This is a genomic window from Pseudomonas sp. SO81 (genome assembly GCF_030374125.1).
Taxonomy (GTDB): Bacteria; Pseudomonadota; Gammaproteobacteria; order Pseudomonadales; family Pseudomonadaceae; genus Aquipseudomonas.
Genome location: NZ_CP126126.1, coordinates 41,579 through 63,562, shown reverse-complemented (window position 1 = coordinate 63,562; position 21,984 = coordinate 41,579). Strand labels below are relative to the sequence as shown.

Genomic DNA, 21,984 nt, shown 5'->3' with positions numbered 1-21,984 from the left:
CACACTGTCAAACTCTCGCAATTGGCAGGCGGACCTCCTCTGTTATGATCGATCCCACCACGGATTTTCACCCCCTCAGGAGGGATGCCATGCACGAGCAAGACTACGCACTCGCCCACGCGCAGACGGACCAGTTGGAAACCAGCAAAGTCCTGCGCAACACCTATGGCCTGCTGGCCATGACCCTGGTGTTCAGCGCGCTCTGCGCCTTCTTCAGCGCCCAACTAGGTCTGCCGCACCCGGGCTTCCTCATCACCCTGGTCGGCTTCTACGGCCTGTTCTTCCTTACCGCCAAACTGCGCAATAGCGGCTGGGGCTTGGTCTGCGCCTTCGCCCTGACCGGTTTCATGGGCTACGTGCTGGGCCCGATCCTCAACCTCTATGCCGGCATGGCCAATGGTAGTGAGCTGATCGTCAGCGCCCTGGGCATGACTGCCCTGGTGTTCTTCGGCCTGTCCGCCTATGTGCTGACCACCCGCAAGGACATGAGCTTCCTCGGCGGCTTCATCACCGCGGGCTGCTTCGTCCTGCTGGGCGCCATGGTGGCCGGCTTCTTCTTCCAGATCAGCGGCCTGCAACTGGCCATCAGCGCCGGCTTCGTGCTGTTCGCCTCGGCCTGCATCCTGTATCAGACCAGTGAAATCATCCACGGCGGCGAGCGCAACTACGTGATGGCCACCATCAGCCTGTACGTCTCGATCTACAACCTGTTCGTCAGCCTGTTGCAGATCTTCGGCATCATGGGCAGCGACGACTGATTCGCCGCAGCGTTGAGAGAGCCCGCTTCGGCGGGCTTTTTCATGCCTCGGCGTTTATCATGGCGACATCCGCAAATAGCCGCAGACTCGCCATGAAATTCGCCATCGCCCTGTTCGCCCCGAGCCACGCGCCCTCCTCGCGCCGCGCCCTGCGCTTCGCCCAGGCGGCGCTGAATGGCGGCCACCAGATCGCCCGCCTGTTCTTCTATCAGGACGGTGTGCACAGCGCCTCGGGCAACATCGCCAGCCCGCAGGACGAACTCGACCTCTCCGGCGAATGGCGCACCTTCGTGCAACAGCACCAGCTCGACGCCGTGGTGTGCATCGCCGCCGCCCTGCGCCGTGGCGTGCTCAATGCCGAGGAAGCGCGGCGCTACAACAAGCCCGCCGCCAACCTGGACGCGCCATGGGAGCTGTCCGGCCTCGGCCAGCTGCATGAAGCGGCGCAGATGGCGGACCGCCTGGTCTGCTTCGGAGGCCACTGATGAGCAAGTCGATGCTGATCATCAGCCGCCAAGCGCCCTGGGCCGGCCCATCCGCCCGCGAGGCGCTGGATATCGCCCTGGCCGGAGGCGCCTTCGACCTGCCCCTGGGCCTGCTGTTTCTCGACGACGGGGTGTTCCAACTGGCCGCCGGCCAACAGCCCGGCGCACTGCAGCAGAAGGACCTGAGCGCCAACCTGCAGGCGCTGCCGTTGTTCGGCGTGGAGGAGCTATTCGTTTCCAGCCGCAGCCTGGCCGAACGCGGCCTGGATGAAGCGACGCTGGCGCTGCCCGCCGAACGCCTGGACGACACCGCCCTCACCCTGCTTCTCGACCGTTTCGATCTGGTAGTGACGATCTGATGGCCACCCTGCACCTGCTTTCCCACTCGCCTTTCAGCGACAGTCGCCTGAGCAGCTGCCTGCGCCTGCTCAGCCCTGAAGATGGCCTGCTGCTGACCGGTGACGCCGTGTACGCCCTGCAGCCCGGCACCACCCAGCTGCAGGCGCTGCAGCTGATGCCCGCCGGCATCGCCCTCTATGCACTGGAGGAAGACCTGCAGGCACGTGCGCTGCACGCCCCCGCTCGCGCCCAGGCCATCGACTACCCGGCCTTCGTCGAGCTCTGCGGCCGCTATGCCAAGGTCAACAGCTGGTTATGAGCACCCTGCAGATCGACGGCCGCGAGATCGCTCTGGACCAGGATGGCTACCTGGCGGACCTGGCCGACTGGTCGCCGGCCACCGCGGAAGCCCTGGCCGCCGGCGAGGAGATCCAGCTGTCCGGCGAGCACTGGGAGATCCTCGAACTGCTGCGCACCTTCTACGCCGAATTCAAGCTATCGCCGGCCACCCGACCGCTGATCAAGTACGTGGCCCTCAAGCTGGGCCCGGAGAAAGGCAACAGCCTGCACCTCAACCGCCTGTTCAAGGGCACGCCAGCCAAACTCGCCGCCAAGCTGGCCGGCCTGCCAAAACCCACGAATTGCCTGTGAAAACCTCGCCATGAACCTCGTCGCCCCGCCGGAACATCCCTTCGCCCAGTTCGTACGCATCCTCGGCAAGGGCAAGCGCGGCGCACGCAGCATGACCCGCGAGGAAGCGCGCGAGGCCATGGGCATGCTGCTCGACGGCAAGGTCGAGGACACCCAGCTGGGCGCCTTCCTCATGCTGCTGCGGCACAAGGAGGAAAGCGCCGAGGAGCTGGCCGGTTTCGCCGAAGCCATTCGCCAGCGCCTGAATGCGCCGCAGATCGCCGTGGACATCGACTGGCCGACCTATGCCGGCAAGAAGCGCCACCTGCCCTGGTTCCTCCTGGCGATCAAGGCGCTGGCCGGCAGCGGCCTGCGCATCCTGATCCACGGTGGCGGCGCCCATACCGCCGGGCGCCTGTACAGCGAGCAGTTGCTGCAGATGCTGGAGATTCCACTGTGCGCCGACTGGAGCGAGGTCGGTGCAGCGCTGGACAAGCACAACCTGGCCTTCACCCCGCTGGGCGCTTGGGCGCCGCAACTGCAGCGCATGATCGACCTGCGCAATACCCTAGGCCTGCGCTCGCCGATCCACTCGCTGGCGCGCATCATCAATCCGCTGGGTGCAAGGGTCGGCCTGCAGAGCATCTTCCACCCGGGCTACCAGGCGGTGCACCGCGAGGCCAGCCAGCTGCTCGGCGATCACGCCATCGTGGTCAAGGGCGAAGGCGGCGAGATCGAGGTCAACCCGGACGGCATCTGCCATCTGTACGGCACCGAGAACGGCGAGAACTGGGACGAAGAGTGGCCCGCCCTCTCCGCCCAGCGCCACGTCAAGCCGGAGAGCCTGAACCCACAGCAACTGCTGGCCTTCTGGCGCGGCGAGCAGCAGGACAGCTACGGCGAACTGGCGGTGCACAGCACCATGGCGCTGGCGCTGCACGCGCTGGGTCATGATCGCCAGGCGGCCTTCGCCGAGGCCCGCCGGCGCTGGGATGCACGCCAATTATCGGAATGACCGATAGTTGTCGCCTTATTTTTGCACTTATTCATCGAGCACAAATCAATAGACTGTCCCCCTAATCATTCATGAGGGAGCCAGTCATGGGACAGCTCATTGCTGGTCAATGGCATGACCAATGGTACGAGAACGGCAAGGACGGCCGTTTCCAGCGCGAGAACGCGCAACGGCGCAACTGGATCACCCGTGACGGCGCGCCCGGCCCGAGCGGCGAAGGCGGCTTCCGTGCCGAAGCCGGCCGCTACCACCTCTATGTCTCCCTGGCCTGCCCCTGGGCCCATCGCACGCTGATCTATCGCCAGCTCAAGGGCCTGAGCGAGCTGATCGACGTCTCGGTGGTCAGCTGGCTGATGCGCGAACAGGGCTGGACCTTCGATACCGAGACCGGCTCCAGCGGCGACGCCCTGGACGGCCTGCAGTTCCTGCATCAGCGCTACACCCTGGACGATGCGCATTACACCGGCCGGGTAACCGTGCCGCTGCTGTGGGACAAGCAGCAACAGCGCATCGTCAGCAACGAGTCGGCGGAGATCATCCGCATGTTCAATTCGGCCTTCGACGGCATTACCGGCAACACACTGGACCTATACCCCGAGGCGCTACGCGACGAGATCGACGCGCTCAACGCACGCATCTACCCGGCGGTGAACAACGGTGTGTACCGCGCCGGCTTCGCCACCACCCAGGAAGCCTACGAGGAGGCCTTCGGCACGTTGTTCGACGAACTGGATCGCCTGGAGCAGCTACTGGGCCAGCGCCGCTACCTGACCGGCGAGCACCTGACCGAGGCCGATATCCGCCTGTTCACCACGCTGATCCGCTTCGACGCCGTGTACCACGGCCACTTCAAGTGCAATCTGCGGCGCCTGGCGGACTACCCGAATCTCAGTGGCTGGCTGCGCGAGCTGTACCAGCTGCCGGGCGTGGCGCAGACCGTGGACTTCCAGCACATCAAGCACCACTACTACGCCAGCCACCGCACCATCAACCCGACCGGCATCGTGCCACTGGGCCCACAGCAGCGCTTCGATGAGCCCCATGGGCGTGAGCACCTGAGCGGGCGCGGTATCGCCCGCAAAGGATGAGCGCCTAAAGCCTACTGAGCCTTGTCGAACCAAGCCAGCTTCTCGCGCAGGGTGACCACTTCGCCGACGATCACCAGGGTCGGCGCATGCACCTCGTGCTCGGCCACCAGCTGCGGCAGGTTGGCCAGGGTGCCGGTGAACACCCGCTGATTCTGCGTGGTGCCCTGCTGCACCAGGGCCGCCGGCGTGTCGGCGGCGCGGCCGTGGGCGATCAGCTCCTGGCAGATGCTCGGCAGACCGACCAGGCCCATGTAGAACACCAGAGTCTGGCCCGGCGCCACCAGATCGGCCCAGGGCAGGTCGGTGCTGCCGTCCTTGAGGTGGCCGGTGACGAAGCGTACCGACTGGGCATGGTCGCGGTGGGTCAGCGGGATGCCGGCGTAGGCCGCGCAACCGGAAGCAGCGGTGATGCCCGGCACCACCTGGAACTGGATGCCCTCGGCGGCCAGCTGCTCGATCTCTTCGCCGCCCCGGCCGAAGATGAACGGATCGCCGCCCTTCAGGCGCAGCACGCGCTTGCCCTGCTTGGCCAGGTCCACCAGCAGTTGGTTGATCTCCTCCTGCGGCACCGCATGCTCGGAGCGGCGCTTGCCCACGTAGATGCGCTCGGCATCCCGGCGGCACAGCTCGATGATGGCCGGCGCCACCAGGCGGTCGTAGAGCACCACGTCGGCCTGCTGCATCAGGCGCAAGGCACGGAAGGTCAGCAGGTCGGGATCGCCCGGACCGGCACCGACCAAGTAGACCTCGCCCAGGGCGCGCGGCGCGGCGCCGGCGACCTTGGCTTCGAGCAGACGCTCGCCCTCAGCCAGCTTGCCGGCGAACACACTCTCGGCGATCTGCCCCTGGAACACGTCTTCCCAGAACACCCGACGCTGTTGCACATCAGGGAACAGCTGCTTGACCCGCTCGCGGAAGCGCTTGGCCAGCCCTGCCAATTGCCCATAGGTGGCGGGAATCCAGGTCTCGATCTTGGCGCGGATCAGCCGCGCCAGCACCGGCGCGTCGCCGCCACTGGTCACCGCGACGATCAGCGGCGAGCGGTCGACGATGGCCGGGAAGATCACGCTGCACAGGACCGGCGCGTCGACCACATTGACTGGAATGCCCAGCGCCTGGGCCTCGGCCGATATACGAGCATTGAGCGGCTCGTCATCAGTGGCGGCGATCACCAGGGCCACGCCCTGCAGATCCGCCGACTGATAGCCGCGCAGGAACACGCCCTCCGCGCCGGCCAGCTCGCGCAGGTCGCCGCGCACCTCCGGTGCCACCACGCGCAGTTGCCCGCCGGCATCACCGAGCAGGCGCGCCTTGCGCAGCGCGACCTCGCCACCGCCGACGACCAGCACGACACGCCCCTGAAGCTTGTGGAACAGCGGAAGGAAATCCATGACTCACTCTCACCAGAGATAAAAAACGGGGTGGCCATCGCCACCCCGTATTCTGCATTGCAATCAGGCCTTAGCCGATGATCTCGATGCCGCCCATATAGGGCTTGAGCACGTCCGGCACGCGGATGCTGCCGTCGGCCTGCTGGTAGTTCTCCAGCACCGCCACCAGGGTACGGCCCACCGCCAGGCCGGAGCCGTTGAGGGTGTGCACCAGCTCCGGCTTGCCGGTTTCCGGGTTGCGGTAGCGCGCCTGCATGCGGCGGGCCTGGAAGTCGCCGCAGTTGGAGCAGGAGGAAATCTCGCGGTATTTGTCTTGGCTCGGCACCCAGACTTCCAGGTCGTAGGTCTTCACTGCACTGAAGCCCATGTCGCCCGTGCAAAGGGCCAGCTTGCGGTACGGCAGCTCGAGCAGCTGCAGCACGCGCTCGGCGTTGGCGGTCATGCCGTCCAGAGCCTCGAAGGAAGTGGCCGGATCGACGATCTGCACCATCTCGACCTTGTCGAACTGATGCTGGCGGATCATGCCGCGCGTGTCACGACCAGAGGCGCCCGCCTCGCTGCGGAAGCAAGGGGTGTGGGCGACGAACTTCAGCGGCAGCTGCTTGGCGTCGAGGATCTCGCCGGAGACGATGTTGGTCAGGGAGACCTCGGCGGTCGGAATCAGGTAGAAGTCCGCCTCGCCTTCGCGGCTGATCTTGAACAGGTCTTCCTCGAACTTCGGCAGCTGACCGGTGCCCTGCAGGGCCGGGGCCTGTACCAGGTACGGGGTGTAGGCCTCCTCGTAGCCGTGCTCGCCGGTGTGCAGGTTGATCATGAACTGGGCCAGGGCGCGGTGCAGGCGGGCAATGGGGCCGCGCAGCAGAGCGAAACGCGCGCCGGACAGCTTGGCGGCAGTCTCGAAATCCAACCAGCCGTGCTGTTCGCCGAGGGCGACGTGATCCTTGATCGCGAAATCGAAGCTGCGCGGGGTGCCCCAGCGAGCCACCTCGACGTTGCCGTCTTCGTCGGCACCGACCGGCACGGACTCGTGCGGCAGGTTGGGGATGTTCAGCAGCAGGTTGTCCAGCTCGGTCTGGATGGCGTCCAGCTCGCGCTTGCCCTCTTCCAGGTCGCTACCCATCTTGTCGACTTCCGCCAGCAGCGGCGCGATGTCCTCGCCACGGGCCTTGGCCTGGCCGATGGACTTGGAGCGGGCATTGCGCTCGGCCTGCAGCTGTTCGGTGCGCATCTGCACCGACTTGCGCTGGGATTCGAGCGCTTCGAAGCGCGCCACGTCCAGTTGGAAGCCACGGGTAGCCAGGCGGTCCGCGATGTCCTGCAGTTGGGTACGGACCAGTTTGGAGTCGAGCATGGGAGGTTCTCGTTCAGAGCTTGGTTAATGTCAGGCCGGCCCAGGTAGCGAGCAGGCCGCCCAACACGCTGGCGGCCGCATAGCCGATGGCTACCGGTGCCTGGCCGTTTTCCAGCAGGCGCAGCGTGTCGAGGGAAAAGGATGAAAACGTGGTCAGGCCGCCAAGGAAACCGACCATCAGCCCGGCGCGCAGCGCTTCCGGCACTTCCGGGCGCATGAGGAACAGGCCATACAGATAGCCGATCATCAGGCAGCCAACCAGGTTGACCGCCAGGGTAGCGCTGTAGAAATGCTGGGGAAAGTGGCTGGTGACCCAGTTGCCGGTCGCGTAGCGCACTAACGTACCGATCATGCCGCCCAGGGCGACGGCGAACACAACGCCGATCATGGCTTGCGCCTCCGCCGTGGGCTGGCCGCATCCAGGCTCGCCAGGTGGGCTAGCTTGTCGCGAATCTTCAGTTCGAGGCCGCGTGGCACCGGATCGTAATAACGGCGCGGCTCCAGTTCCTCGGGGAAATAGTCCTCGCCGGCGGCATAGGCATCCGGCTCGTCGTGGGCGTAGCGGTATTCCTCGCCGTAGCCCAGCTCCTTCATCAGCTTGGTCGGCGCGTTGCGCAGGTGCAGCGGCACCTCCAGCGAACCGTGCTCGGCGGCCTCGCGCATGGCAGCCTTGAAGCCCATGTACACCGCGTTGCTCTTCGGCGCGCAGGCGAGATAGACGATGGCCTGGGCCACCGCCAATTCACCCTCGGGACTGCCCAGACGCTCCTGCACATCCCAAGCATTCAGGCACAGGGTCAGGGCGCGCGGGTCGGCGTTGCCGATGTCCTCGCTGGCCATACGCACCACGCGCCGCGCGAGGTAAAGCGGATCGCAGCCGCCGTCGAGCATGCGCGCGTACCAGTACAGTGCCGCGTCGGGATTGGAGCCGCGCACCGACTTGTGCAGCGCGGAAATCTGGTCGTAGAAGGCCTCGCCGCCCTTGTCGAAACGGCGGCGGCTGTCACCCAGCAGGTTCTGCAGCAGCTCGATGCCGATCGCGCCGCCGTCCTCTACCAGGTCGGCCGCGTTCTCCAGCAGGTTGAGCAGGCGCCGGCCATCACCGTCGGCGGCGGCCAGGAGAATCTGGAAGCTCTCTTCCGGCAGGCTCAGGTTGTGCTTGCCCAGGCCCTTGTCCTCGGTCAGCGCGCGCTGCACCAGCTTGCGCATGGCCGCTTCGTCCAGGCTCTTCAGCACGTAGACACGGGCCCGCGAGAGCAAGGCGTTGTTCAGCTCGAAGGAGGGATTTTCCGTCGTCGCGCCGATAAAGATCAGCGTGCCGTCCTCCACATAGGGCAGGAAGGCATCCTGCTGGCTCTTGTTGAAGCGGTGCACTTCATCGACGAAGAGGATGGTGCGACGGCCGTACTGGGCGGCCTGCTGCTTGGCCATCTCCACCGACTGGCGGATTTCCTTCACGCCGGAGAGCACGGCGGAAATCGTCTCGAAGTGCGCATCGGAGACCTGCGCCAGCAGCTTGGCCAGGGTGGTCTTGCCGACCCCGGGCGGGCCCCAGAAGATCATCGAGTGCAGCGCGCCCTGCTCCAGCGCCTCGCGCAGCGGCTTGCCGGGGCCCAGCACATGCTCCTGCCCGGCGTACTCGTCCAGGCTAGTGGCGCGCAGGCGCGCCGCCAGGGGCTGGGCGACAGGGGCGGAGCGGAACAGATCCACGGTGTGCGGCGGCCTCGTTATTCCTGGATGACGTCGGCGCCTTCCGGCACCTGGAAGTCGAACTGCGCGGCATCCAGCTTCTCGTTCATCTTCACGCCGAGGAACAGGATGTTGGTGCGCTGGCCGATGCTGTCGATCAGCTGCATGTCGTTGATCATGCCCTTGCGGAAGGACAGGCGCAGGTTGTCGAACAGGGTGTCCTTGGCCTTCGGCTTGAGGATAAAGTCGACCACGTCACCGCCTTCCTTGAAGGTGATCTCGAAGTTCTCGCGGATCTTCGACACATCACCGGACAGCAGCAGCGCCGGTGTGTGGGTCAGGCGCTGGTCGAGGGTCTGGATGGTCACCTGCATCAGGTCCGGGTCGTACAGCCAGACCTTCTGGCCGTTGGACACCAGCAGTTGCTCCTGCGGTGCATCGGTGTGCCAGCGAAACAGGCCCGGGCGCTGCAGCGCCAGCTGGCCGGAGGTTTCCTGCAGCTGGGTGCCGCTGCCATCCAGGGTCAGCTGGGAGAAGCGTCCGGTCAGGGTCTGGGCGCGGTCGAGCAGGCCGGTCAGGCGCTTCACCGCGGCCTCGTCGTCGGCATGGGCAAAAACGGGGCTGCAGGCCAGCGCGGCCAGCAGCAGCATGCGAATCAGGCGCATGGAAATCCTCTTGGTCAGTCTCGGGACGGCCCCGGCGCGATGACTTCGCGCGAGCCGTTGGTGTTCATCGCGGTCACCACGCCGGCCATTTCCATGGCCTCGATCATGCGCGCGGCGCGGTTGTAGCCGATCTTCAGCTTGCGCTGCACGGCGGAAATCGAGGCGCGGCGGCTCTCCAGGACGAAATTGACGGCCTCGTCGTACAGCGGATCTTCCTCGCTGCCCTCACCGCCTTCGCCACCGCCACTGCTGCCGTCGAAGCCGCTACCGGCCTCTTCGACGCCGGCCAGGATGTCTTCGATGTAGTCCGGCGCGCCGCGCTGCTTCCAGGCCTCGACCACGCGATGCACTTCATCGTCAGAGACGAAGGCGCCATGCACGCGAATCGGCAGGCCGGTGCCCGGCGGCAGATAGAGCATATCGCCGTGGCCCAGCAGCTGCTCGGCGCCACCCTGGTCGAGGATGGTGCGCGAGTCGATCTTGCTGGATACCTGGAAGGCCATGCGGGTCGGGATATTGGCCTTGATCAGGCCGGTGATCACGTCCACCGATGGGCGCTGGGTAGCCAGGATCAGGTGGATGCCGGCGGCCCGCGCCTTCTGTGCGATACGCGCGATCAGCTCTTCGACCTTCTTGCCGACGATCATCATCATGTCGGCGAATTCGTCGACCACCACAACGATGGTCGGCAGGGTCTTCAGCAGCGGCGCTTCGTCTTCCATCGACTGGCGCTTGTACAGCGGGTCGGACAGCGGCGTGCCGGCCTCCTCGGCGTCCTTCACCTTGCGGTTGAAGCCGGCCAGGTTGCGCACGCCCATGGCCGCCATCAGCTTGTAGCGGCGCTCCATCTCGGCCACTGACCAGCGCAGGGCGTTGGCGGCCTCCTTCATATCGGTGACCACCGGGCATAGCAGGTGCGGGATGCCCTCGTAGATCGACAGTTCGAGCATCTTCGGGTCGATCATGATCATCCGCGCGTCTTCCGGGCCGGACTTGAACAGGATCGACAGGATCATGGCGTTGACGCCCACCGACTTACCGGAGCCGGTAGTACCGGCCACCAGCAGGTGCGGCATCTTGGCCAGGTCGGTGATCACCGGCTTGCCGCCGATGTCGTGGCCTAGGGCCAGGGTCACCGGCGACTTGGCATCGTCGTACTCCGGCGAGGACAGCACCTCGGAGAAGCGCACGATCTGGCGATCCTCGTTGGGAATCTCGATGCCGACGGTGGTCTTGCCCGGGATGACTTCGACCACGCGCACGCTGATCACCGCCAGCGAGCGCGCCAGATCCTTGGCCAGGTTGGAGATGCGACTGACCTTGACGCCGATGCCCGGCTGGATCTCGAAGCGAGTGATCACCGGGCCCGGGTGTACGGACTCCACCACCACTTCGACGCCGAACTCCTTGAGCTTGATCTCCAGCAGGCGCGACATGGCCTCGAGAGACTCGGGCGAGAAGCTCTTCTGCTTCTTCTCCGCCACATCGAGGATGGAAATCGGCGGCAGGGTGCCGGCGACCGCGGAATCCTCGAACAGGGAAACCTGCTTTTCCTTGAGCACGCGCTTGCTCGGCTCGGCGGCCTTGGGCGGTGGCGGCGGTGCGATGACCGGCGCAACGCGGGTCTCGCGCTCGACCATGTGCTTGGCCAGGGTCTCCTCGCGCTCGATCAGGCGCTCCTTGACCTTGGCCTGCTCGCGACGATCCGACACCACGGGCGCCGCCACCTCGGCGACGCGCGCATCCACCTCGCGCAGCTGCGCCACCAGCTGCTTGCGTTGCAGGCGGGCCTCCCACCAGCGAGTGATCAGGCTGTTCACCAGCTCGATCAAGTCGAGGGTGATCTTGCCGGTCAGGTCCATCAGCTTGAACCACGACAGGTCGGCAAACACGGTCAGGCCGAACAGGAACAGCGCCAGGAACATCAGCGTGCTGCCCTGCACGTTGAGCGCGTCCTTGGCCAACTGGCCGAGGCTCTCGCCCAGCGCGCCGCCGGCCGAGGCCGGCAAGCCGGGGGCGGACTGGAACTGGATATGCGCCAAGCCGGCACCGGCCAGCACCAGGAAGACCAGGCCGATCAGGCGCCAGGAGAATAGCCAGCCGCTCCATTGCCAAGGCTGGTTGCGATTACGGAACACCTGCCAGGTCTTTACCGCCAGCAGCAGCGGGAACAGGTAGGCGAAATAGCCCAGGACCATGAACAGGATGTCGGCGCACCAGGCACCGGCACGCCCGGCGGCGTTCTGCACCTGCTGGGTGCTGCTGGTATGGCTCCAGCCCGGATCGTTCTGGTCATAGGTCAGCAACGCCATCCACAGGATCAGGCAGAGCGCGCCGAGCGCGATCAGGGCACCTTCCTTGAGGCGGTACTGCAATTGCTGGCGCCAGACCGGGGCCTGAGCTGCTGTGCTGGAATTCTTCAAAACGCTGTCATTCCTGCGCTCGGGGCGCGACTGACGATCGGTGGAACACGCAAAGTGGCGACCATTGTACAAATTTACAGGTATCGTGCCAGGCCGCTGGGCCGTTTTGCCGGCTTATCCTGCTTCGGTGTAGCATACCCGGCTATCTCTTACGTGCGGCTCAATTGGAGCATGCATTCTCTTTTGTGACAAAGGCTTATGGGGTCTTTTTATGAGCGAAGTCAAGCATTCACGCCTGATCATCCTGGGCTCCGGCCCGGCCGGCTACACCGCTGCCGTCTACGCCGCCCGCGCCAACCTCAAGCCTGTCGTGATCACCGGAATTCAGCCCGGCGGCCAGCTCACCACCACCACCGAAGTCGACAACTGGCCGGGTGACGTACACGGCCTGACCGGCCCGGCGCTGATGCAGCGCATGCACGAACACGCCGAGCGCTTCGATACCGAGATCGTTTACGACCATATTCACACCGCCGAGTTGCAGAGCAAGCCGTTCACCCTCAAGGGCGACAGCGGCACCTACACCTGTGACGCCCTGATCATAGCCACTGGCGCCAGCGCCCAGTACCTCGGCCTGCCGTCTGAGGAAGCCTTCGCCGGCAAGGGCGTGTCCGCCTGCGCCACCTGCGACGGCTTCTTCTACCGCAATCAGGTGGTCTGCGTGATCGGCGGCGGCAATACCGCCGTCGAGGAAGCGCTGTATCTGTCGAACATCGCCAAGGAAGTCCACCTGATCCATCGCCGCGACAAGCTGCGCTCGGAGAAGATCCTGCAGGACAAGCTGTTCGACAAAGCCGCCAACGGCAACGTGCACCTGCACTGGAACCACACCCTGGACGAAGTGCTGGGCGACAACACCGGCGTCACCGGCGTGCGCCTGAAGAGCACCACCGACGGCAGCATCAAGGAGCTGCAGCTGGCCGGCGTGTTCATCGCCATCGGCCACAAGCCCAACACCGACCTGTTCCAGGGCCAGCTGGAGATGCGCGACGGCTACTTGGTCATCCAGGGCGGCAGCGAAGGCAACGCCACTGCGACCAGCATCGAGGGCGTATTCGCCGCCGGCGACGTGGCCGACCACGTCTACCGCCAGGCCATCACCTCGGCAGGTGCCGGCTGCATGGCCGCGCTGGACGCCGAGAAGTACCTCGACGCCTGAGCCTATGGGCGGGCGCCTGACGCCCGCCCTGCCCTTCTCCTCCATGCTGACCTGGCTACAGCGCGACTCGCTGGACTTTCCACCACTGGACAAGGCCCTGCGCGAGCCCAATGGCCTGCTCGCCGCCGGCGGCGATCTGTCCGCGCAACGCCTGATCGCCGCCTACCGGCACGGCTGCTTCCCCTGGTTCTCCGAGGGCCAGCCACTGCTCTGGTGGTCGCCCGATCCGCGCACCGTGCTGATCCCCGACGAATTCCACCTGTCACGCAGCCTGGCCAAGCTGATCCGCCAGCAGCGCTATCGCGTGACCTTCGATCAGAATTTCGCCGCCGTCATCGAGGGCTGCGCCGGCCCGCGCGATTACGCCGACGGCACCTGGATCACCGATTCGATGCGCAGCGCCTATCTGGAACTGCACAGCCGCGGCTTCGCCCATTCGGTGGAAGTGTGGGACGGCGAGCTGCTGGTCGGCGGGCTTTATGGCCTGGCCATGGGGCGCCTGTTCTTCGGCGAGTCGATGTTCAGCCGCGCCGACAATGCCTCCAAGGTCGGTTTCGCCACCCTGGTCGGCAGGCTGCGGGATTGGGGCTTCGCCCTGATCGACTGCCAGATGCCGACCCAGCACCTGCACAGCTTCGGCGCGCGTCCCATCGCCCGCGAGGAATTTGCCAACTACCTGCAGCGCTACCTGGACCAGCCCAGCACCGCCGACTGGCAGCCATGAACCGGGCCTGTGGTAGCAGTCAGTAGCCTGACATACACTTGTCCCAGGGGTTTCCCGAGGGTTGACCATGACCGAGCTGGCTCGCCTCAAGTTCTACGCCACTCAGCCACATCCATGCAGCTACCTGCCCGAAGAACAGGCTACTACCCTGTTCCTCGATCCCAGCCAGCCCATGGATGTGCAGGTCTATGCCGAGCTGTCGGAGATGGGCTTCCGCCGCAGCGGTGACCACCTCTACCGCCCGCACTGCCAGCGCTGCACCGCTTGCGTGCCGGCACGCATCCCCGCCGACCAGTTCATCCCCAGCCGCCAGCAGAAACGCATCCTCAAACGCAACGCCGATATCCAGGTGCGCGCCGTGCGCCCGGCTTTCAGCGAGGAGTACTACGCCCTCTATGTGCGCTATATCGAGCAGCGCCACGCCGACGGCGACATGTATCCGCCGAGCCGCGACCAGTTCAGCACCTTCCTGGTCCGCGATCTGCCGTTTGCTCGCTTCTATGAATTCCGCCTGGCAGGAGCGCTGGTCGCGGTAGCCGTAACCGACGTATTGCCCAACGGCCTCTCGGCGGTCTACACCTTCTACGACCCCGCCGAGGAACGCCGCAGCCTCGGCCGCTTCGCCATTCTCTGGCAGATCGGCGAGGCTGCACGTTTGGGGCTGCAGGCGGTCTATCTGGGCTACTGGATCAAGAATTGCCGGAAGATGAGCTACAAGACCCAGTACCGCCCCATCGAGCTGTTCGTCAATCAGCGCTGGGTCGTACTGACCTGAGTGCAACGGCCACGGCCATTTCCCGACTCTCCAGCCACTTGGCGGCCCTTACCCTTTTCGGGCACAATGCACGCCGCTTTTGCCTGGGCGCCGTTGCACCGGGCCAATCTTTGGATACCGAGGGCTTTACTGCATGTCGAAAGAAGACAGCTTCGAATTGGAAGGTACTGTCGTCGACACCCTGCCCAACACCATGTTCCGTGTGGAGTTGGAAAACGGGCACGTCGTTACCGCGCACATCTCCGGCAAGATGCGCAAGAACTACATCCGCATTCTGACTGGCGACAAGGTCCGCGTCGAACTGACGCCGTATGACCTGAGCAAGGGCCGCATCACCTATCGCGCCCGCTGATTCCGCCCTGGCGGAGTCGACCAGACAAGGTCCGAATACAAAAACGCCCGGCATCGCCGGGCGTTTTCGTTTGCCTACGGGTATCAGGCCGGCTCGGCCGTGGTCTCGAACTCGAAGTGCAGCTCGCCACCTTCCATGTCGATGTGCACTACGCCGCCATGCTCGGCCAGTTCGCCGAACAGAATCTCTTCGGCCAACGGCCGCTTGATCTTGTCCTGAATCAGTCGCGCCATCGGACGTGCGCCCATCTGCACGTCGTAGCCACCCTCTGCCAGCCAGCCACGCGCCGCGTCGCTGACCACCAACTGCACCCGCTTGTCCTCCAGCTGCGCCTGCAGTTCGGTGAGGAACTTGTCGACGATGCTCTTGATCACTTCGTGAGTCAGGCGGCCGAACTGGATGATGGTATCCAGGCGGTTGCGGAACTCCGGCGTGAAGCTCTTCTTGATCACTTCCATGGCGTCGGACGAATGGTCCTGCAGGGTGAAACCGATCGACGCGCGCGCCGCAGTTTCCGCACCGGCGTTGGTGGTCATGATCAGGATCACGTTGCGGAAGTCCGCCTTGCGCCCGTTGTTATCGGTCAGCGTGCCGTGGTCCATCACCTGCAGCAGCAGGTTGAACACTTCCGGGTGAGCCTTCTCGATTTCGTCCAGAAGCAACACGCAGTGCGGCTGCTTGGTGATGGCCTCGGTAAGCAGGCCGCCCTGGTCGAAACCGACATAGCCCGGCGGCGCACCGATCAGGCGCGACACGGTGTGGCGCTCCATGTACTCGGACATGTCGAAGCGCACCAGCTCGATACCCATGGCCTTGGCCAATTGGCGAGCGGCCTCGGTCTTGCCCACGCCGGTCGGACCAGCGAACAGGAAGGAGCCCACGGGCTTGTCCGGCGCCTTGAGACCGGCGCGAGACAGCTTGATGGCGGTGGACAGCGAGTCGATCGCCGCATCCTGGCCGAACACGGTGAGCTTGAGGTCGCGCTCCAGGTTGCGCAGCAACTCCTTGTCCGAGCTGCTGACATGCTTCGGCGGAATCCGCGCGATCTTCGCGACGATATCCTCGACCTGGGCCACTTCAATGCGCTTGGCGCGCTTCTCTTCCGGCTGCAGGCGCTGGTAGGCCCCCGCCTCGTCGATCACGTCGATGGCCTTGTCCGGCATGTGCCGGTCATTGATATAGCGCGCCGCCAGCTCGGCCGCTGCACGCAGCGCCTCGTCGCTGTACTCGATATGGTGGTGCTGTTCGAAGCGCGCCTTGAGCCCCTTGAGGATGCCGACGGTGTCCTCGACGGAAGGTTCGGTGACATCGACTTTCTGGAAGCGCCGAGCCAGGGCCCGGTCCTTCTCGAAGATGCCACGGAATTCCTGGAAGGTGGTGGAGCCGATGCAGCGGATCTCGCCGGACGACAGCAGCGGCTTGAGCAGGTTGGACGCATCCATCACGCCACCCGAGGCCGCACCGGCACCAATGATGGTGTGGATCTCGTCGATGAACAGGATCGCGTGCGGGCGCTTGCGCAGCTCGTTGAGCAGCGCCTTGAAGCGCTTCTCGAAGTCGCCGCGGTACTTGGTGCCGGCCAGCAGCGCACCCAGGTCAAGGGAGTAGACCACGCTCTCGGAGAGCAGGTCCGGCACCTGGCCGTCGACGATGCGCTTGGCCAGGCCTTCGGCGATGGCGGTCTTGCCGACCCCGGCCTCCCCCACCAGCAGCGGGTTGTTCTTGCGGCGGCGTGCGAGGATCTGCGCCACGCGCTCGACCTCGTGCTCACGCCCCACCAGCGGATCGATACGACCGAGGCGCGACAGCTCGTTGAGGTTGCTGGCGTAGGCATCCAGCGGATTGCCCGAGGCTGCGGACTCACCGCCCTCCTCGTCCTGCATTTCCTGCTCGCTCTCGTGGTGGTCAGCATGACCGGGCACCTTGGAGATGCCATGGGCGATGTAGTTGACCACGTCGATGCGCGCGACGCTCTGCTGCTTGAGCAGGAACACCGCCTGGCTTTCCTGCTCGCTGAAGATTGCGACCAGCACGTTGGCGCCAGTGACTTCACGCTTGCCGGAACTCTGCACGTGGAACACGGCACGCTGCAGCACGCGCTGGAAGCCCAGGGTTGGCTGGGTCTCACGCTCTTCGTCGTGCTGCGGAATCAGTGGGGTGGTGGAGTCGATAAACTCCTGCAGATCATGCCGGAGCTTGTCCAGGTTGGCGCCACAGGCGCGCAGTACGGTTGCTGCAGCCTCGTTATCCAGCAAGGCGAGAAGCAGGTGCTCGACCGTCATGAACTCATGGCGCTTGGCACGTGCCTCCTTGAAGGCCAGATTGAGGGTGACTTCCAGCTCTCGATTCAACATAGCTTCACCTCTTGCCCAAGCGGGACGGCTCAACCGTCCTTTTCTATCTCACAGAGTAGCGGATGCTGGCTTTCCTTGGCGTACTGGTTGACCTGCATCGCCTTGGTCTCTGCGATATCGCGAGTAAACACCCCGCAGATTGCCTTTCCTTCCGTATGTACAGTAAGCATGACCTTGGTGGCCAGCTCCCGGTTCATACCAAAGAACAGCTCTAGTACTTCGACCACAAAATCCATCGGAGTGTAATCGTCGTTGAACATCAGCACCTTATACAGAGGCGGTGCCTGCAGTGCCGGCTTCGCTTCCTGCACTGCCAGGCCGGTCGAATCGTCCTCGTGCTCGCTCGGACGATCTTGATTGAATGTTAGTCGAATCTGGCTGCGTGGATGCATGCTGAACTAATGGTCTCGTGACCGGTCGGAGGTTGATGCTAGACGGAGTTTGATCGGTTTCTCAGCCGGCCGCCCTAGCACCTTGACTAAAGGCAAAACGGTGTTACAAACAGTGAATACCCTTCTCGGGTATCGGGGTTCCGCGGCTAGTGCCCTTACGGCCGAAGTCGGACGTGGAGCTGAAGTGGATGATACTCCAGTGATGGAGTCCTTTGCAGAGGGATGTCAGCATGCTCAGCGGTAAGGTCAAGTGGTTCAACAACGCCAAGGGCTACGGATTCATCGTGGCCGATGGCCGAGATGAGGACCTGTTCGCCCATTACTCGGCTATCCAGATGGACGGCTACAAGACTCTCAAGGCCGGTCAAGCGGTCAAGTTCGATATTGTGCAAGGTCCCAAGGGCCTGCACGCAGTCAATATCAGCCCGATTCTGGCAACCAGTGAATCCCCGGCGACCACCAGCTCGCCGCAAAGCACTCCGGTAGAAGCCTGATAAGAGAGCTTAAATAAAAAAGGCCGGTCAATGACCGGCCTTTTTGTTTACCACTCGTCGCTTACATGTGGGCGATGAGGGCGTCGCCGAACTCGGAGCAGGACAGCAGCTTGGCGCCTTCCATCAGACGCTCGAAGTCGTAAGTCACGGTCTTCGCGGCGATGGCACCGTTGGTGCCCTTGATGATCAGGTCGGCAGCTTCCAGCCAGCCCATGTGGCGCAGCATCATCTCGGCAGAGAGGATGACCGAGCCCGGGTTGACCTTGTCCAGGCCGGCGTACTTCGGCGCGGTGCCGTGGGTAGCCTCGAACATGGCGACGCTGTCGGACAGGTTGGCGCCCGGAGCGATACCGATACCACCCACTTCCGCCGCCAGGGCGTCGGACAGGTAGTCACCGTTCAGGTTCAGGGTGGCAATTACGTCGTACTCGGCCGGACGCAGCAGGATCTGCTGCAGCATGGCGTCGGCGATGGCGTCTTTCACCACGATGTTCTTGCCGGTGTTCGGGTTCTTGAACTGCATCCACGGGCCGCCGTCCAGCAGCTCGGCGCCGAACTCGTCACGCGCCACTTCGTAGCCCCAATCTTTGAAGGCACCTTCGGTGAACTTCATGATGTTGCCTTTGTGCACGATGGTCAGCGAGTCACGGTCGTTGTCGACGGTGTACTGCAGAGCCTTGCGCACCAGACGCTTGGTGCCTTCTTTGGACACCGGTTTGACGCCGATACCACAGTCCTGATCGAAACGGATCTTGGTGACGCCCATTTCTTCTTTCAGGAACTTGATGACCTTGGTCGCTTCTGGCGAGCCGGCCTTCCACTCGATACCGGCGTAAATGTCTTCCGAGTTTTCGCGGAAGATGGTCATGTCGACGTCGCCTGGCTTCTTGACCGGGCTAGGTACGCCTTCGAACCAGCGCACCGGACGCAGGCAGACGTACAGGTCCAGCTCCTGGCGCAGGGCAACGTTCAGCGAACGGATGCCGCCGCCGACCGGAGTGGTCAGAGGGCCCTTGATGGACACGACGTAGTCGCGCACGGCTTCCAGAGTTTCTTTCGGCAGCCAGGTGTCCTGGTCGTAGACCTGGGTGGCTTTCTCGCCGGCGTAGACTTCCATCCAGGCGATCTTGCGCTCGCCACCGTAGGCTTTCTGGACGGCAGCGTCGACGACCTTGATCATCACCGGGCTGATGTCGACACCGATGCCATCACCTTCGATGAAAGGGATGATTGGGTTGTTCGGCACGTTCAGGGACATGTCGGCGTTGACGGTGATTTTGTCGCCGTTCGCAGGCACCTGGATCTTCTGGTATCCCATGCTGGACTCCGTTTGTTTTCGTGGTCTGACAATCCGCCGAACGGGTGGCGCGACGGACGATACTTTGGGTCTCGGAAAGGTGCCGCATTCTTGTAGTTTTTCTACAGAAAGTCACGCACTTTTCGACATTTACTGACAGCCTGGTGACAGCCTAGACTGCTTAGATCCTGGCCCGGCGCCATTCATGTAGTCAAACTACAGGTACGCTACAGAATGCCCCGCAAGGCGTTTTCAATCCTAGCAGCTCGGCTCCAGAATGCTTTGACTCCGGTCTCAGCCGACAGTTAGCCCCGTTGCTTCGCAGAGGTTTCCGCAATGCGCTTTACCCCCCACGTCACAGTCGCCACCGTCGTCGAGGACCAGGGCCGCTTCCTGCTGGTCGAGGAGCTGGCCGGCGGCCAGGCGGTATTTAACCAGCCCGCCGGCCATCTGGAAGCCGACGAAAGTCTGATCGAGGCAGCCCTGCGCGAAACCCTGGAAGAAACCGGCTGGCAGGTAGAGCTGACCGCCGTCACCGGCATCTACCTGTATACCGCACCGAGCAATGGCGTGACCTACCAGCGCGTATGCTTCGCCGCCAGGCCGCTGCGCCACCTGCCGGATTCGCCGCTGGACGAGGGCATCATCGGCCCGCAATGGCTGACCCGCGACGAGCTGGCCGCCCAGCCCGAACGCTGGCGCAGCGAACTGGTGCTGCGCTGCATCGACGACTACCTGGCCGGCGAACGCCACTCCCTGAGCCTGATCCGCGACCCGGCTTATCGCGACCCGGCCTGATTCCCCGCGCGCCGCCCGCTCCTGATAGAATCGTCCACTTTCTGCAGTCAGCCCCTTCGAATTCCCATGCGCGAACCAGCCAATACCCGAGTGATCGTCGGCATGTCCGGCGGCGTCGACTCTTCCGTTTCCGCCCTCCTGCTGCTCGAGCAGGGCTACCAGGTGGAAGGCCTGTTCATGAAGAACTGGGAAGAAGACGACGGCACCGAATACTGCACCGCCATGGACGACCTGGCCGACGCCCAGGCCGTATGCGACCGCATCGGCATCAAGCTGCACACCGCCAACTTCGCGGCGGAATACTGGGACAACGTGTTCGAGCACTTCCTCGCCGAATACAAGGCCGGACGCACGCCGAACCCGGACATCCTGTGCAACCGCGAGATCAAGTTCAAAGCCTTCCTCGACTACGCACTGAGCCTCGGCGCCGACCTGATCGCCACCGGCCACTACGTGCGGCGTCGCGACGTCGACGACCGCAGCGAACTGCTCAAGGGCCTCGACCCGAACAAGGACCAGAGCTACTTTCTGCACGCCGTTGGCGGCGAGCAGATCGGCCGCACCCTGTTCCCGGTCGGCGAACTGGAGAAGCCGCAGGTGCGCGCCATCGCTGAGAAGTACGAGCTGGCCACCGCCAAGAAGAAGGACTCCACCGGCATCTGCTTCATCGGTGAACGTCGCTTCAGCGACTTCCTCAAGCAGTACCTGCCGGCCCAGCCGGGCGACCTCGAGACCACTGAGGGTGAAGTCATCGGCCGCCACGTCGGCCTGATGTACCACACCATCGGCCAGCGCCAGGGCCTGGGCATCGGCGGCCTGAAGAATGCCGGCGACGACCCCTGGTATGTGCTGGCCAAGGACCTGACCCGCAACGTGCTGGTGGTCGGCCAGGGCAACGAACACCCCTGGCTGTTCTCCCGCGCCCTGCTCGCCTCCGAGATCTACTGGGTCAACCCGGTCGATCTGCACATCCCGCGCCGCCTCACCGCCAAGGTGCGCTACCGCCAGGCCGACCAGGCCTGCACCCTGGAGAAGACCGAGAACGGCTACCGCGCCGTGTTCGACGAGCCGCAGCGCGCCGTCACTCCGGGCCAGTCCGTGGTGTTCTACGACGGCGAGATCTGCCTCGGCGGCGGTGTGATCGAGACGGCCGAGCCCTGGTTCGAGGGAGCCGGCCTGGCATGAGCCCCATTCAGGAACAGCTGATCGCCCTCTCCGCCGTGTTCCAGGCCGCCAGCCTGGTGGACAAGCTGGCACGCACCGGCCAGGTCAGCGACGCCCAGCTTGGCTGCCTGCTCGGCAGCCTGTTGGTGCGCGATCCGAAGAGCACCCTGGAAGTCTACGGCGGCGACGACCTCAATCTGCGTGAGGGCTACAAGGCCCTGGTCAGCACCCTGGAACGCAACCCGGCCAGCCTGCAGCGCGAGCCGCTGCGCTACGCCCTGGCCCTGCTCGGCCTGGAGCGCCAACTGGCCAAGCGTGACGACATGCTGCAGACCGTCGGCAACCGCCTCGACCAGATCCAGAATCAGGTCGAGCACTTCGGCCTGACCCACGACAACGTGGTGGCCGCCTGTGGCGGGCTGTACCAGGACACCATCAGCACCTTCCGCCAGCGCATCCAGGTGCACGGCGACATGCGCTTCCTGCAACAGCCGGCCGTAGCCTCCAAGGTGCGCGCGCTGCTGCTCACCGGCATTCGCTCGGCGCGCCTGTGGCGCCAGCTCGGCGGTCACCGCTGGCAGCTGGTGTTCAGCCGCGGCAAGCTGCTCAAGGAACTCTATCCGCTGCTGCGGAGCTGAGCC

General features: G+C 64.5%; 24 protein-coding genes. 15 read left to right on the top strand and 9 right to left on the bottom strand.

From position 1 onward, the window contains the following. The first annotated feature begins 89 nt into the window (after positions 1-89). From OH686_RS00310 to OH686_RS00280, 7 genes are all read left to right on the top strand, one after another. Positions 90-758 (top strand): Bax inhibitor-1/YccA family protein, encoded by a 669-nt coding sequence (locus tag OH686_RS00310; RefSeq protein ID WP_289535610.1) that lies wholly within the window; start codon positions 90-92, stop codon positions 756-758. A 92-nt stretch (positions 759-850) separates the two neighbouring features. Continuing rightward, on the top strand, positions 851-1,243 hold the full coding sequence (gene tusD / locus OH686_RS00305; RefSeq protein WP_289535608.1) for a sulfurtransferase complex subunit TusD: 393 nt from the start codon (positions 851-853) through the stop codon (positions 1,241-1,243). Next, positions 1,243-1,602, top strand: coding sequence for a sulfurtransferase complex subunit TusC (gene tusC / locus OH686_RS00300; RefSeq protein WP_289535606.1), 360 nt, complete (start codon positions 1,243-1,245; stop codon positions 1,600-1,602). The genes tusD and tusC overlap by 1 nt, the downstream gene beginning before the upstream one ends. Further along, the gene (gene tusB, locus OH686_RS00295) at positions 1,602-1,901 is read left to right on the top strand and encodes a sulfurtransferase complex subunit TusB (RefSeq protein WP_289535604.1); all 300 of its coding nucleotides are present in this window, start codon (positions 1,602-1,604) and stop codon (positions 1,899-1,901) included. The genes tusC and tusB overlap by 1 nt, the downstream gene beginning before the upstream one ends. Further along, the gene (locus OH686_RS00290; RefSeq protein ID WP_289535603.1) at positions 1,898-2,233 is read left to right on the top strand and encodes a TusE/DsrC/DsvC family sulfur relay protein; all 336 of its coding nucleotides are present in this window, start codon (positions 1,898-1,900) and stop codon (positions 2,231-2,233) included. Before tusB ends, OH686_RS00290 begins: the two co-directional genes overlap by 4 nt. Before the next feature lie 10 nt (positions 2,234-2,243). Next, positions 2,244-3,227: a glycosyl transferase family protein gene (locus OH686_RS00285; protein WP_289535601.1), complete on the top strand. Its 984-nt coding sequence runs from the start codon at positions 2,244-2,246 to the stop codon at positions 3,225-3,227. An 86-nt stretch (positions 3,228-3,313) separates the two neighbouring features. Then, positions 3,314-4,315, top strand: a complete 1,002-nt coding sequence (locus OH686_RS00280) for a glutathione S-transferase family protein (protein ID WP_289535600.1) — start codon at positions 3,314-3,316, stop codon at positions 4,313-4,315. 11 nt (positions 4,316-4,326) lie between these two features. Here OH686_RS00280 and cysG read toward each other — a convergent pair whose 3' ends face one another. The 6 genes from cysG to ftsK form a co-directional block, all read right to left on the bottom strand. Next, entirely contained in the window at positions 4,327-5,706 is a 1,380-nt protein-coding gene (gene cysG / locus OH686_RS00275) for a siroheme synthase CysG (protein WP_289535598.1), read from the bottom strand. A 70-nt stretch (positions 5,707-5,776) separates the two neighbouring features. Further along, positions 5,777-7,057 (bottom strand): serine--tRNA ligase, encoded by a 1,281-nt coding sequence (gene serS, locus OH686_RS00270; RefSeq protein WP_289535596.1) that lies wholly within the window; start codon positions 7,055-7,057, stop codon positions 5,777-5,779. Between the two features lie 13 nt (positions 7,058-7,070). After that, complete coding sequence (crcB, locus tag OH686_RS00265; protein ID WP_289535595.1) at positions 7,071-7,445, bottom strand: fluoride efflux transporter CrcB; 375 nt, start codon at positions 7,443-7,445, stop codon at positions 7,071-7,073. Beyond that, positions 7,442-8,767 (bottom strand): replication-associated recombination protein A, encoded by a 1,326-nt coding sequence (locus OH686_RS00260; RefSeq protein ID WP_289535594.1) that lies wholly within the window; start codon positions 8,765-8,767, stop codon positions 7,442-7,444. Before OH686_RS00260 ends, crcB begins: the two co-directional genes overlap by 4 nt. Before the next feature lie 17 nt (positions 8,768-8,784). Further along, positions 8,785-9,411 (bottom strand): outer membrane lipoprotein periplasmic chaperone LolA, encoded by a 627-nt coding sequence (gene lolA, locus OH686_RS00255; RefSeq protein ID WP_137973346.1) that lies wholly within the window; start codon positions 9,409-9,411, stop codon positions 8,785-8,787. A 14-nt stretch (positions 9,412-9,425) separates the two neighbouring features. Continuing rightward, complete coding sequence (gene ftsK, locus OH686_RS00250; RefSeq protein ID WP_289535593.1) at positions 9,426-11,834, bottom strand: DNA translocase FtsK; 2,409 nt, start codon at positions 11,832-11,834, stop codon at positions 9,426-9,428. A 211-nt stretch (positions 11,835-12,045) separates the two neighbouring features. Here ftsK and trxB point away from each other — a divergent pair, with 211 nt between their 5' ends. The 4 genes from trxB to infA all read left to right on the top strand — a co-directional run bounded on the left by trxB (position 12,046) and on the right by infA (position 14,844). Continuing rightward, positions 12,046-12,993 carry a thioredoxin-disulfide reductase gene (trxB, locus tag OH686_RS00245; RefSeq protein ID WP_289535591.1) on the top strand — a complete coding sequence of 316 codons (948 nt, stop codon included), beginning with the start codon at positions 12,046-12,048 and terminating at the stop codon, positions 12,991-12,993. A 43-nt stretch (positions 12,994-13,036) separates the two neighbouring features. After that, the gene (aat, locus tag OH686_RS00240) at positions 13,037-13,717 is read left to right on the top strand and encodes a leucyl/phenylalanyl-tRNA--protein transferase (RefSeq protein ID WP_289538746.1); all 681 of its coding nucleotides are present in this window, start codon (positions 13,037-13,039) and stop codon (positions 13,715-13,717) included. A gap of 67 nt (positions 13,718-13,784) precedes the next feature. Then, a complete protein-coding gene (locus OH686_RS00235; protein WP_289535590.1) occupies positions 13,785-14,492 on the top strand; it encodes an arginyltransferase in 708 nt (235 codons plus the stop codon). 133 nt (positions 14,493-14,625) lie between these two features. Beyond that, positions 14,626-14,844, top strand: a complete 219-nt coding sequence (gene infA, locus OH686_RS00230; protein WP_137973350.1) for a translation initiation factor IF-1 — start codon at positions 14,626-14,628, stop codon at positions 14,842-14,844. Positions 14,845-14,927: 83 nt separating this feature from the next. On the opposite strand, the gene clpA is transcribed toward infA, so the two are convergent. Together clpA and clpS are read right to left on the bottom strand one after the other, a co-directional pair. Further along, the gene (gene clpA / locus OH686_RS00225; RefSeq protein ID WP_289535589.1) at positions 14,928-17,198 is read right to left on the bottom strand and encodes an ATP-dependent Clp protease ATP-binding subunit ClpA; all 2,271 of its coding nucleotides are present in this window, start codon (positions 17,196-17,198) and stop codon (positions 14,928-14,930) included. 29 nt (positions 17,199-17,227) lie between these two features. After that, positions 17,228-17,590 carry an ATP-dependent Clp protease adapter ClpS gene (gene clpS, locus OH686_RS00220; protein WP_289535588.1) on the bottom strand — a complete coding sequence of 121 codons (363 nt, stop codon included), beginning with the start codon at positions 17,588-17,590 and terminating at the stop codon, positions 17,228-17,230. 230 nt (positions 17,591-17,820) lie between these two features. Here clpS and cspD point away from each other — a divergent pair, with 230 nt between their 5' ends. Continuing rightward, on the top strand, positions 17,821-18,084 hold the full coding sequence (gene cspD, locus OH686_RS00215) for a cold shock domain-containing protein CspD (RefSeq protein WP_137973353.1): 264 nt from the start codon (positions 17,821-17,823) through the stop codon (positions 18,082-18,084). A gap of 61 nt (positions 18,085-18,145) precedes the next feature. Here cspD and icd read toward each other — a convergent pair whose 3' ends face one another. Next, positions 18,146-19,402 (bottom strand): NADP-dependent isocitrate dehydrogenase, encoded by a 1,257-nt coding sequence (gene icd / locus OH686_RS00210; RefSeq protein WP_137973354.1) that lies wholly within the window; start codon positions 19,400-19,402, stop codon positions 18,146-18,148. A 315-nt stretch (positions 19,403-19,717) separates the two neighbouring features. On the opposite strand from icd, the gene OH686_RS00205 reads away from it, so the two are divergent. From OH686_RS00205 to hflD, 3 genes are all read left to right on the top strand, one after another. Then, positions 19,718-20,179, top strand: a complete 462-nt coding sequence (locus OH686_RS00205; protein WP_289535587.1) for an NUDIX hydrolase — start codon at positions 19,718-19,720, stop codon at positions 20,177-20,179. A gap of 66 nt (positions 20,180-20,245) precedes the next feature. Beyond that, positions 20,246-21,364, top strand: a complete 1,119-nt coding sequence (mnmA, locus tag OH686_RS00200) for a tRNA 2-thiouridine(34) synthase MnmA (RefSeq protein WP_289535586.1) — start codon at positions 20,246-20,248, stop codon at positions 21,362-21,364. Further along, the gene (gene hflD, locus OH686_RS00195; RefSeq protein ID WP_137973357.1) at positions 21,361-21,981 is read left to right on the top strand and encodes a high frequency lysogenization protein HflD; all 621 of its coding nucleotides are present in this window, start codon (positions 21,361-21,363) and stop codon (positions 21,979-21,981) included. The genes mnmA and hflD overlap by 4 nt, the downstream gene beginning before the upstream one ends. Positions 21,982-21,984: the final 3 nt, after the last annotated feature.